Origin of the sequence: Streptomyces sp. UNOB3_S3 (assembly GCF_020740895.1) — a bacterium.
In the GTDB taxonomy this organism is placed as follows: Bacteria; Actinomycetota; Actinomycetes; order Streptomycetales; family Streptomycetaceae; genus Streptomyces.
In genome coordinates, this window is record NZ_JAILXP010000241.1 from 1 (window position 1) to 11,310 (window position 11,310).

The window sequence follows — 11,310 nt, forward strand, 5'->3', positions numbered from 1 at the left end:
CGCCCCGGCCGAACCGCTCCCCGCGCCCGGACCGGCCCGGGTGCGGCTGGTCTTCGCCGGCCTGATGCTCACGCTGCTGCTCGCGGCGCTGGACCAGACCGTCGTCGCCACCGCCCTGCCGAGGATCGCCGGAGAGCTCCACGGCCTCGACCGGATGTCCTGGGCGGTCACGGCCTATCTGCTGACCTCCACCGTCGCCCTCCCGCTCCACGGCAAGCTGGGCGACCTCCGGGGCCGCAAGACCGTCTTCCTCTGCGCCGTCGCCGTCTTCGTCGCCGGCTCCGCCCTCGCCGGCTGGTCGCACACCATGGACCAGCTCATCGCCTTCCGCGCGATCCAGGGCGTGGGCGCCGGAGGGCTGATGATCGGCGTCCAGGCCGTCGTCGCCGACCTCGTCCCGCCCCGGGAGCGCGGCCGCTACATGGGCGCCATCGGCGCCGCCTACGGACTCGCCTCGGTCGCCGGCCCCCTGCTCGGCGGCTTCTTCACCGACCGGACGTCCTGGCGCTGGTGCTTCTACGTCAACGTCCCCTTCGGGCTGATCACCCTCGCCGTCGTCGCCGGGGCGCTCCACCTCCCCGGGTACCCGCGCCGGGCCCGCTTCGACGTCCTGGGGGCGCTGCTGCTGACGGCCTGCTCGACCTGCGTCGTGCTGCTCACCACCTGGGGCGGCACCACCTACGGCTGGACCTCCCGGACCGTCCTCGGACTGGCCGCCGGCGCGCTCGGCACCGCCCTGCTCTTCGTCATGGTCGAGCACTTCGCCGCCGAACCCATCATCCCCCCGCACCTCTTCCGCGACTCCGTCTTCACCGTCACCACGCTCGTCGGCGCGGTCACCGGGGTGGCCCTCTTCGGCGCGGCCGGCTATCTGCCCACCTTCCTCCAGATGGTCGACGGCGTGGGCGCCACCGAGTCCGGGCTGCTGATGCTGCCCATGATGGGCGGCATCGTCGTCGCCTCGCTCGTCGCCGGCCACCTCATCAGCCGAACGGGCCACTACAAGCTCCTGCCCATCCTCGGCGGCGCGCTCTCCGCCGAAGGCATGTACCTGCTGTCCCACCTGGACGTCCAGACCGGCCGGCTGGTCTACAGCCTCTGGATGGCCATCCTCGGCGTCGGCATCGGCCTCGCCCTGCCCGTCCTCGTCCTGGCCGTGCAGAACTCCGCGCACCCCGCCGACCTCGGCAGCGCCACCAGTGCCCACAACTACTTCCGGCAGATCGGCGGCTCGATCGGCGCGGCCGTCTTCGGCACCCTCTTCGCCCACCGCCTCGAGCGGGCGCTCGCCGCCGAACTGCCGCCCCGCACCGGGCTCCCGGCACCGGACTCCCTCACCCCCCAGCTGGTGCACGCCCTGCCCGCCCCCCTGCGCGACGGCTACATCCGGGCCTACGCCGACGCCATGCCGCGGATCTTCCTCTACCTCGTACCGGTGCTCATCGTGGGCTTTTTGCTCGCCTTCCTGCTGAAAGAGAAACCACTGGTGTCCCACAACGCAGCCGAAGCCGCCATCCCCTCCGCGCGCACCGTCCTCCCCCCGGCCGAGCCCCCGCACTTCGTCGCGGGCATCCCCGTCACCGGCGCCGTCCAGCACCACGACGGCACCACCGTGCCGCGCGCCGCGCTCACCCTCATCGACATCCAGGGACGCCAGATCGGCCGCGGCGCCAGCGGGGAGGACGGCCGGTACGCGCTGAGCACCCCCGGCACCGGCAGCTATGTACTGATCGCCGCCGCCGGCGGCCACCAGCCGCAGGCCGTCACCGTCACCGTCGGGGAACGGCCCGTCGAGCTCGACGTCGTCCTCGGCGGGGCCGGACGGCTGGCCGGCACCGTCACCACCGCCGACGGCACACCCGTGCGCGAGGCGCTCGTCACCCTGACCAATGTGCACGGCGAGGTCGTCGCCTCCACCCGCACCGGCCCCGACGGCGGCTACGTCATCGACGAACTCGTCGCCGGCGAGTACACCCTCGCGTGCAGCGCCCCCGCCTTCCGGCCCGCCGCCCTGCCCGTGAGCGTCCAGTCCGCCCGGGAGACCCGCCAGGACATCGAACTCGCGGGCGGCGCCGTCCTGCGCGGCACTGTACGGGCCAGCGGCGGCCGGCCCGTCGAGGACGCCCGCGTCACCCTGCTGGACGCCGCGGGCAACGTCGTGGACTCCGCCATCACCGGCGCCGACGGCACCTTCCGTTTCGTCGACCTCTCGGCGGGCGAGTACACGGTCGTCGCCGCCGGCTACCCGCCCGTCGCCACCGTCCTCCAGGTCGCGGGCGGCGGCCGCACCGAACGGGACCTCCAGCTGGGGCACGCCGACTGAAACGCCGGCTGAAACAACGGATTGAGCACACCGGTCCCGGGGAAGGCGCGCCCCCGGCGGGGGCGAACGCGCCCCGGCGCGGGGGCTCTTCACCGAATACCGCACCCCCGGTCCTTCCGGGGGCCTACGGTGGAGGACGGTGGCGAAGATCTGGCGTACGTGTACGAAGGAGCAACCGCCCATGGAGCCTGGCACGCCGGAGTCCGCCCCCGCGTGGCGACGGCCCGTCCCGGGGCGGATCCCGCTCGCGGTGGCCGTGGTCGGCGCCACGGGGCTGGTCACCCACTGGAGCTCGGGAGCGAGCCGGCTGTTCGGGCACGGCCGGGAAGAGGCCCTGGGCCGCCCCGCCGGGGACCTCATGCCCATATGCGGCGCGTTCTCCGGGCTGCCCGGCCACCCCAGCGCCGGACGCGCCCGCTGCGACGTCCCCGGGCGCGGCCGGATCGACGTCCTCTGGTGGGCCTACCCCCTGGTGGACTGCGGCACCGCACGGCTCCTCGTGCTCGCCGCCGAGGACGAGCCCGGTGGGACGGGCCCCGGCGTGGCGGGCCCCGGCGTGGCGGGCTCCGGCAGCGCGGAGGGCCGTCGTGTCGGCCGTGAACTCGCCGCGCCCGGGTTCACCCCGCACACCGCCTTCCCCGACGCCGAGGAGCTCGCCCGGCGCTTCCCCGACATCCTGCCCGCCATGGGGCCCGCGACGAGCGGGCGCGTCGTCTCCCAGGTACTGGAACTGGGCTATCCGGTCCTGGAGTTCAACCGGCTCCGCCAGGTGCCCGTCACCCCGGACTGGGGCGTGCCCCGGCGCGCCGAGCGCCGGTCCGGGCACGCCCGGACCGCGCGGGCGGCCACGGCGGGAGAGCCCGGCAGAGCCACGGCCGACGCCGGTCCCGCCGCCGGCTCTGTGCCCGGCCTCGAACACGCGGCCGTGCGCGAGCGCCTGGAGTTCCTCAACGAGGTCAGCGGCAGCATCGGCACCTCCCTGGACCTGGAGCGCACCATCCGCGAGGTCACCAGCGCGGCCGTGCCCCGCTTCGCGGACTTCGCCGGGACGCACCTGCGCGCCGCCGTCCTCGCCGGCGAGGGCTTCCCCGACGGCCCGCCCGACGTCACCACCGTCTGGCACCGCGTCTGGGTCGAGCACAACGACGAGCCGGGCCGCTGGGACGACACCGTCCCCGTCGGCGAGGCCATCGCCTTCCCCGAGCACACCCCGTTCTTCCGCTGCATGGTCACCGGCGAGCCCGTGCTCATCCCCCGGATCGGCGAGGAGCTCGGGGAGCGGATCTCCGCCCAGTTCGAGAAGCGGGACCTGCGGCCCCTCATCAACGAGCGCTCCCTGCTGGTGGTGCCCCTCAAGGCCCGGAACGTCGTGCTCGGCTTCATGGTGCTCCTGCGCCGCGCCGACCGCGCGCCCTTCGACGACATGGACCGCACCACCGGCGCCGAACTCGCCGCCCGCGCCGGGCTCGTCCTCGACAACGCCCGGATGTACACCCACCAGGAGAACGTCGCCGACACCCTCCAGGACAGCATGCTGCCGCAGCTCACCCCGCGCATGCCGGGCTGCGACACCGCCACCCGCTATCTGCCCGGCACCCGCCTGGGCCGGGTCGGCGGCGACTGGTTCGACACCATCAAGCTCCCCGGCTCCCGCACCGCCCTCGTCGTCGGCGACGTCATGGGCCACGGCCTCCACTCCGCCGCCATGATGGGCCAGCTGCGCACCGCCGTGCAGACCATGGCCGCCCTCGACCTGCCGCCCGGGCAGCTGTTACGCCGGCTCGACGACCTCGCCCAGCGGCTCGGCGAGCACTACCTGGCCACCTGCCTCTACGCGGTCTACGACCCCATCCGCTCCGAGCTGACCATCGGCAACGCCGGGCACATCCCGCCGGTGCTCGTCCGGGCCGAGGACGGGCGCAGCCGGCTGCTGGAACTGCCCACCGGAGCGCCCATAGGCGTGGGCGGGGTGCCCTTCGAGACGGCCACGGTCCGGGTGGCCCCCGGGGACCGGCTGGTGCTGTGCACCGACGGTCTGGTGGAGGTGCGCGGGCAGGACATCGGCGCGGGCCTGGCCGCGCTGTGCGAGTCCGCCGCTCATCCCGCCGCGTCCATGGACGACGCCTGCGACACCATCATCCGCGCCCTCAACACCCGCGGCGGCCGCGACGACGACGTGGCCCTGCTCATGGCCCGCCTCAACGGCATCCCGCCCGCCCACGTGGCCGAATGGGAGCTGGCGCCCGAGCCCCGTGAGGTGCCCCGCGCCCGGCGGCTGGTGCGCGAACAGCTGGCCGCCTGGGGCCTGGACGGCGCGGCGGCCACGGCGGAGACCCTGGCCGGCGAGGTCGTCGGCAACGCCGTCCGCCACGCCCGCACCGGCCGGGTGGGGCTGCGCCTGGTGCGGACGGACATGCTGCTGTGCGAGGTCACGGACGACGACCACACGCTTCCGGCCCTGCTGAGCACCGGAGAGGAGGACGAATACGGGCGCGGGCTGCGGGTAGTGAGTGCACTGGCGCGCGAATGGGGCGCCAGTCACTCGGGACGGGGGAAGACGGTGTGGTTCGAGCAGCCGCTGATGCGCCCATGAGCGTGACGGAACGTTACTTGAACGCGTGGGAGGGCTACTGGGGAGCCTCCTCCGGAGCACCGGGCGAGGCGATCTGGGACTCCGACCCGGAGGCCGCCGCCGAGGCGCATCCCGCGCTGCTGGCGCTCCCCGGCGAACTCCCTCTTCCCGTCGTCGACCTGGGCTGCGGCAACGGCACCCGGACCCGCTGGCTGGCCGGGCACTTCCCGCGCGCGATCGGCGTCGACCTGTCCCGGGCGGCGGTGGAGCACGCCCGCCGCGCGGACCCGGAGGGGCTCGCCTCGTACGAGCGGCTGGACCTGGTGGACACGGCGGCGGTGCGGGCCCTTCACGAGCGCCTGGGTGACAGCCATGTGCATCTGCGGGCGGTCATCCATCAGAGCGATCCCGAGGACCGGCCGGCCGTCGCGGCGGCGGTCGCGGAGCTCGTCGGCGCCCGGGGCCGGGCCTTCGTGGCGGAGCTCGAACCGGCCGCCAAGGACGTCATCGCGGAGGCGTCCGGGGCGTCCGGGGCCTCCGGGGCCTCCGGCGGCACGGCGGAGAAGTTCCGGCGCGTCTTCGAGCACGACCTGCGGCCGGCCGCCGCGTCCGGCGGCGAGGTGGCCGGGCTGCTGCGCGGGGCGGGGCTCGCGGTCCTCGCCGAGGGGCGGACGGAGCTGGCCATGACCGGCTTCCACCCGGACGGCAGGCGGATCATGCTGCCCGCCCACTGGTTCGTGGCGGGCCGCGCCGGAGCACCGGCCCGGGGAGACGGCTGAGCAGCCTGCGCCACCTGTTCCGGTACGGACGACCGGAGTTATCCACAGGCCTGGCCGGGGTGTTCACGGACGCGTAACGTGACGGGGCATGAAGATCCTGATCTCCGCGGGCAGGGCGGGGGCCACCGGCGTCCGGGTGAACGGGGCGTGGGCGGGCGAGGGCCTGCCGGATTCACCGGCCGACGGCGCATACGGTGTGCTGATAGTGCCGGTGGCTGGTGACGATCGTCATGGACGGGGCAATCCGCCGCTCCAGGGTGTCACGGCCGTCGCGCCGGTCGCGGTGGAGGAGCGGAATGGCTGCTGAGGAAACGCGCGGGGGCGACAGGGTCGACAGAATCGACGAGCGGGCGCTGGACGAGGTGGTGCGCTTCACCTCGGACCTCATCCGCATCGACACCACCAACCGGGGCGGTGGCGACTGCCGGGAGCGGCCGGCCGCCGAGTACGTCGCCCAGTGGCTGGCCGAAGTGGGCATCGAGCCGGTGCTGCTGGAGAAGGAGCCCGGCCGCACCAATGTGGTCGCACGCGTGCCCGGCCGCGATCCGGGCGCGGAGGCCCTGCTGGTCCACGGCCATCTGGACGTGGTCCCGGCGGAGCCCGCCGACTGGACCGTGCACCCCTTCTCGGGCGAGGTCCGGGACGGGGTGGTGTGGGGCCGGGGCGCGATAGACATGAAGAACATGGACGCGATGGTCCTGGCCACCGTCCGGGCCTGGGCCCGGGCCGGGGTGCGCCCGCCGCGTGACATCGTGCTGGCCTTCACCGCCGACGAGGAGGACAGCGGGGTGCCCGGCGCGGGCTTCCTCGCCGACGAGCACGCCGTGCTCTTCGAGGGCTGTACGACCGGGATCAGCGAGTCCGGCGGGTACACCTTCCACGCCGACGGGGGCCTGCGGCTGTATCCGGTGGGCGCGGGGGAGCGCGGCTCCGCCTGGCTGAAGCTGACCGCGCGGGGCACCGCCGGGCACGGCTCGAAGATCAACCCGCGGAACGCGGTCGTCAATCTGTCCGCGGCGATCACCCGGATCGGGGAGTACCGCTGGCCGGTGCGGCTTACCCCGACGGTCCGGGCCGCGCTGCGGGAGATCGCGGCCGTGCACGGCATCAGCGTCGACGTGGACGCCCCCGGCTTCGATCTGGACGAACTGCTGGCCAAGCTCGGCAAGGCGGCCGCCCTGGTGGCCGCGACGGTCCGCAACAGTGCCAACCCGACCATGCTGGACGCCGGTTACAAGATCAACGTCATCCCGGGGATCGCCGTCGGCTTCGTCGACGGGCGGACGGTGCCGGGCGGTGACGAGGAGTTCCGCGCCACCATGGACCGGCTTACCGGGCCCGACGTGGAGTGGGAGCTCCACCATGGGGAGGTCGCGCTCCAGGCGCCGGTGGACGCCCCGGTGTTCGAGAGGATGCGGGCGGCGATCGAGACGTTCGACCCGGAGGGGCATGTGGTCCCCTTCTGTATGTCCGGTGGCACGGACGCCAAGCAGTTCTCCCGCCTGGGCATCGTCGGCTACGGCTTCTCGCCGGTCCGGCTGCCGGAGGGCTTCGACTACCAGGCGATGTTCCACGGCGTCGACGAGCGGGTGCCCGTCGAGGCGCTGCATTTCGGCGTCCGGGTGCTCGACCAGTTTTTGATGAGCACGGCTTGATGAGCACGGCTTGATGAGCAGCACAGCTGATCAGTTCTCTTGAGGAGGCGTAGCAATCATGGTGTCCACGGCGCCCTATGGAGCCTGGCGGTCCCCGATCGACGCCGCGCTCGCCGCGGCGCACGACGGCCGGCCGGAGTTCGTGGGCACGGTCGGTGACGAAGTGTGGTGGGTGGCCTCCCGCCCGGCGGAGGGCGGCCGGTCGACCCTGGTGCGGCGGCGCTCCGGCGGCGAGGAGGGTTCCGCCCTGGAGGCGCCGTGGAACGTCCGCAGCCGGGTCATGGAGTACGGCGGCTGTCCTTGGGCGGCCGTGCCCCGGGAGACCGGGGGGCCGCTGGTGGTCTTCGTCCACTTCGCGGACCAGCGGCTGTACGCGTGGGAGCCGGACGGCCCGGCGGGCGCCGCGCCCCGGCCGCTGACCCCGCTGTCGGACGTGGGCGGCGGGCTGCGCTGGGCGGATCCGGTGCTGCTGCCGGAGCGCGGCGAAGTGTGGTGCGTGCTGGAGGAGTTCACGGGGGAGCGGACGGATGAGCTGCGGCGGCTGATAGCCGCCGTGCCCCTGGACGGCTCGGCCGCCGGGGACCGCGCGGCGGTGCGCGAGCTCACCGGTGACGGCAGCCGTTTCGTCACCGGGCCCCGGCTCTCCCCGGACGGCCGGCGGGCGGCGTGGCTGGCCTGGGACCACCCCCGGATGCCCTGGGAGGGCACGGAGCTGAAGGTCGCCGAGGTCACGGAGGCCGCAGGCGGCGCCCTGCTGACGGGCGCGCGGACCGTGCTGGGCGGTGCGGCGGAGGCCGTCGCCCAGGTGGAGTGGGCGCATGACGGGTCGCTGCTCGCGGTGTCGGACCGTACGGGGTGGTGGAATCCGTACCGGGTGGACCCGGAGACGGGGGAGAGCGTCAATCTCTGCCCGCGCGAGGAGGAGTTCGGGGGTGCGCTGTGGCGGGCCGGGATGCGCTGGTTCGCCCCGCTGGCCGGGGGGCTGATGGCCGTCGTCCACGGCCGGGGCGCCCAGCGCCTGGGGATCCTCGACCCCGAGACCGGGGAGCTGGTGGACGCCGCCGGGCCGTGGACCGACTGGCTCGCGACCCTGGCGGCCGACGGCTCCCGGGTCGTCGGCGTCGCCGCCAGCCCGCGCAGCGGATACGAGGTGGTGGAGCTCGACGTCTGCACGGGCAGGGCCCGTGCGATCGGCGCCCGGCACCGGGACGCCGTGGACCCGGCCTACTATCCCGAGCCCCTGATCCGTATCTTCACCGGGCCGGACGGGCGGGAGGTCCACGCCCAGGTCTATCCGCCGCACAGCCCCGACCACTCGGCTCCCGTCGACGAGGTGCCGCCGTTCGTGGTGTGGGCGCACGGCGGGCCCACCGGCCGGGCGCCGCTGGCGCTCGACCTGAAGATCGCCTACTTCACCTCTCGGGGCATCGGCGTGGTCCAGGTCGACTACGGCGGCTCCACCGGCTACGGCCGTGCCTACCGCGACCGGATCAAGGAGCGGTGGGGCGTGGTGGACGTGGAGGACTGCGCGGCCGTCGCGGAGGCGCTGGCCGAGGAGGGCGGCGCCGACCGGGCCCGGCTGGCGATACGCGGCGGCAGCGCGGGCGGCTGGACGACGGCCGCCTCGCTGGTGGCCACGGACCTCTATGCCTGCGGGGCGGTCTGCTTCCCGGTGCTGGACCTGCCGACCATGGTGGCGGGCGGCACCCATGACCTGGAGTCGCGCTATTCGGAGTATCTGGTCGGTCCGCTCGCCGAGGTCCCCGAGCGTTACCGGGAGCGCTCGCCGATATCCCGGGCGGACCGGCTCACCGCCGCCTTCCTGCTGATCCAGGGCATGGACGACCCGGTCTGCCCGCCCGGGCAGGGCGAGCGGTTCCTGGCGGCGGTCGAGGGCCGGGGCGTGCCGCACGCGCACCTCGCGTTCGAGGGCGAGGGCCACGGCCTCCGCGAGCAGCGCAACATCGTGCGCGCGCTGGAGGCGGAACTCTCCCTCTACGCCCAGACCTTCGGGATGGAGGTGCCGGGCATACCCGTCCTGGAGCTCGTCAAGTGACGCGCTCGTGACCGACGCGACCGACGTGACCTACGCCGCCCGGGCCGGCTGGGCGGCGGCGGGCCGGCGCGGCGCGGGGACCACGACGGGGGAGCCGTCGCCGGGGGCGGCGAGGATGTCCGACTCGACCCCGTAGAGCTCGCGGACGAGGGCGGCGTCCACGACCTCGCGGGAGGGGCCGTGGGCGACGACGCGCCCGTCCCGCATGGCCACGATCACATCGGCGTAGCGGGCGGCGCTCGCCAGGTCGTGGAGGACCATCATGACTGTGCGGCCCGTCGCGGCGACCTCGCGGACGAGTTCCAGGACGTCGACGGCGTGCCCCAGGTCGAGGGCGCTCGTCGGCTCGTCGAGCAGCACGACGGGCGTCTCCTGGGCGAGGACCATGGCCAGCCAGCACCGCTGGCGCTGGCCGCCGGAGAGCTGGTCGAGCCGACGCCCGGCCAGGGCGGCGGTGCCGGTGGCCTCCAGCGCCTCCTCGACGGCCCGCTCGTCCTCGCGCGACCACTGGCGGAAGAGGCCCTGGTGGGGGTGGCGGCCGTAGCGGACGAGCCCGCCGACGGTCACGGCCTCGGGCGCCTGCGGCGACTGGGGGAGCAGCGCGATGCGGTGCGCCGCCTTGCGGGGGGTGAGCCGCCAGATGTCGGCATCGCCGATCCGGACCGTGCCGGAGTCCGGCTGGTGCAGCCGGGCGATGGAGCGCAACAGGGTGGACTTGCCGCAGCCGTTGGGCCCCACGACGGCGACGACCTGCCCCTCGGGGACGGTCAGGTCCACACCGTGCACGACCGGGTGGCCGGGGTATCCGGCGGTGAGCTGTTCGACGACGAGTCGCATGAGGTTAGCCTAACCTAATGGCCGACATCTGTTTCCCTCGGGTTTTCCCCTGCCCTCTTGGTCTCCTTGGATTTTGACGGGGCGCCTGATTGTCCGGGTGCACGTCAATTCCCCCTGGTGAAGATGTTGTGTAAGGTAAGGCTTACCTTAATTCGAGTGGAATGGGGGAAACCGCTGTGGAGCAGTCCGCACTGGCCGGCCGGATCGCGCTGGTCACCGGCGCCGGGCAGGGCATAGGCGAGGCCGTGACCCGGGCCCTGGTCGCCCAGGGAGCGCGGGTCGCGGCCGTTGACGCGACGCAGGAAGGCGTCAAGGCGCTCGAGACGGAATACGGCACCGAAAAGGTGACCCACTACACCGCCGACGTCTCCGACAGCCGGGCCGTCGAGGCCGTCTTCGAGGATGTCGAGCGCACCGCCGGGCCGCTCGACATCCTTGTCAATGTCGCGGGAGTGCTGCGGACTTCGCCCGTCGTCGAGATCACCGACGAGGACTGGCGGCGCACCTTCGACGTCAACTCCACCGGTGTCTTCAACACCTCCCGCGCCGCCGCCCGCCGGATGAGCGAGCGCCGCTCCGGGTGCATCGTCACCGTCGGCTCCAACGCCGCTGGAGTGCCGCGCACCAGCATGGCCGCGTACGCCGCCTCCAAGGCCGCCGCCACCATGTTCACCAAGTGCCTCGGGCTGGAGCTGGCCCGCAGCGGGGTCCGCTGCAACGTCGTCTCGCCCGGTTCCACGGACACCGCGATGCAGCGCTCCCTGTGGTCCGGCGACGAGCCGCCCGCCCGCGTCATCGACGGCGACCCCGGGTCGTACCGCGTCGGCATCCCCCTCGGCCGGATCGCCGAGCCCTCCGACATCGCCGACGCCGTCCTCTTCCTGGTCTCCGACCGCGCCCGGCACATCACGATGCACGACCTCTACGTAGACGGCGGCGCCACCCTTCGCGCCTAGCGGTTTGTGGGCAATCGTCCCGCAGGGCGGGACGGGTGGGCGCAAACCGCCCACCGGGTCGCACCCGTCCCTCGACATCGCCCCCACCCGGCCGTCGCCACCCACAAACGCGGCGGCGACCACCCCCTCAAC

At 73.9% G+C, this 11,310-nt stretch carries 8 protein-coding genes; 7 read left to right on the top strand and 1 reads right to left on the bottom strand.

Annotation, left to right across the window (positions count from 1 at the left end):
• From K6I33_RS23625 to K6I33_RS23650, 6 genes are all read left to right on the top strand, one after another.
• A partial coding sequence (locus K6I33_RS23625; protein WP_229356527.1) for an MFS transporter occupies positions 1–2,323 on the top strand: 2,323 nt, incomplete at its 5' end.
• A 181-nt stretch (positions 2,324–2,504) separates the two neighbouring features.
• Positions 2,505–4,916: a SpoIIE family protein phosphatase gene (locus K6I33_RS23630; protein ID WP_229356528.1), complete on the top strand. Its 2,412-nt coding sequence runs from the start codon at positions 2,505–2,507 to the stop codon at positions 4,914–4,916.
• Positions 4,913–5,674, top strand: a complete 762-nt coding sequence (locus tag K6I33_RS23635) for a trans-aconitate 2-methyltransferase (RefSeq protein ID WP_229356529.1) — start codon at positions 4,913–4,915, stop codon at positions 5,672–5,674. The genes K6I33_RS23630 and K6I33_RS23635 overlap by 4 nt, the downstream gene beginning before the upstream one ends.
• 88 nt (positions 5,675–5,762) lie before the next feature.
• Positions 5,763–5,981 (top strand): hypothetical protein, encoded by a 219-nt coding sequence (locus tag K6I33_RS23640; protein WP_229356530.1) that lies wholly within the window; start codon positions 5,763–5,765, stop codon positions 5,979–5,981.
• Positions 5,971–7,329 carry a M20/M25/M40 family metallo-hydrolase gene (locus K6I33_RS23645; protein WP_229356531.1) on the top strand — a complete coding sequence of 453 codons (1,359 nt, stop codon included), beginning with the start codon at positions 5,971–5,973 and terminating at the stop codon, positions 7,327–7,329. Before K6I33_RS23640 ends, K6I33_RS23645 begins: the two co-directional genes overlap by 11 nt.
• 58 nt (positions 7,330–7,387) lie before the next feature.
• On the top strand, positions 7,388–9,385 hold the full coding sequence (locus tag K6I33_RS23650) for an LpqB family beta-propeller domain-containing protein (RefSeq protein ID WP_229356532.1): 1,998 nt from the start codon (positions 7,388–7,390) through the stop codon (positions 9,383–9,385).
• Positions 9,386–9,415: 30 nt separating this feature from the next.
• Here K6I33_RS23650 and K6I33_RS23655 read toward each other — a convergent pair whose 3' ends face one another.
• Positions 9,416–10,222, bottom strand: coding sequence for an ABC transporter ATP-binding protein (locus K6I33_RS23655; protein WP_229356533.1), 807 nt, complete (start codon positions 10,220–10,222; stop codon positions 9,416–9,418).
• Positions 10,223–10,383: 161 nt separating this feature from the next.
• Between K6I33_RS23655 and K6I33_RS23660 the strand changes: the two genes are divergently transcribed.
• Entirely contained in the window at positions 10,384–11,178 is a 795-nt protein-coding gene (locus tag K6I33_RS23660; protein ID WP_229356534.1) for a 2,3-dihydro-2,3-dihydroxybenzoate dehydrogenase, read from the top strand.
• Positions 11,179–11,310 lie beyond the last annotated feature (132 nt).

What these genes read in the sequence shown, in the direction of transcription:
- K6I33_RS23645 (WP_229356531.1), top strand. Translation starts at nt 5,971, where the DNA reads ATGGCTGCTGAGGAAACGCGCGGGGGCGACAGGGTCGACAGAATCGAC.
- K6I33_RS23650 (WP_229356532.1), top strand. Translation starts at nt 7,388, where the DNA reads ATGGTGTCCACGGCGCCCTATGGAGCCTGGCGGTCCCCGATCGACGCC.
- K6I33_RS23630 (WP_229356528.1), top strand. Translation starts at nt 2,505, where the DNA reads ATGGAGCCTGGCACGCCGGAGTCCGCCCCCGCGTGGCGACGGCCCGTC.
- K6I33_RS23660 (WP_229356534.1), top strand. Translation starts at nt 10,384, where the DNA reads ATGGGGGAAACCGCTGTGGAGCAGTCCGCACTGGCCGGCCGGATCGCG.
- K6I33_RS23655 (WP_229356533.1), bottom strand. Translation starts at nt 10,222, where the DNA reads ATGCGACTCGTCGTCGAACAGCTCACCGCCGGATACCCCGGCCACCCG.
- K6I33_RS23640 (WP_229356530.1), top strand. Translation starts at nt 5,763, where the DNA reads ATGAAGATCCTGATCTCCGCGGGCAGGGCGGGGGCCACCGGCGTCCGG.
- K6I33_RS23635 (WP_229356529.1), top strand. Translation starts at nt 4,913, where the DNA reads ATGAGCGTGACGGAACGTTACTTGAACGCGTGGGAGGGCTACTGGGGA.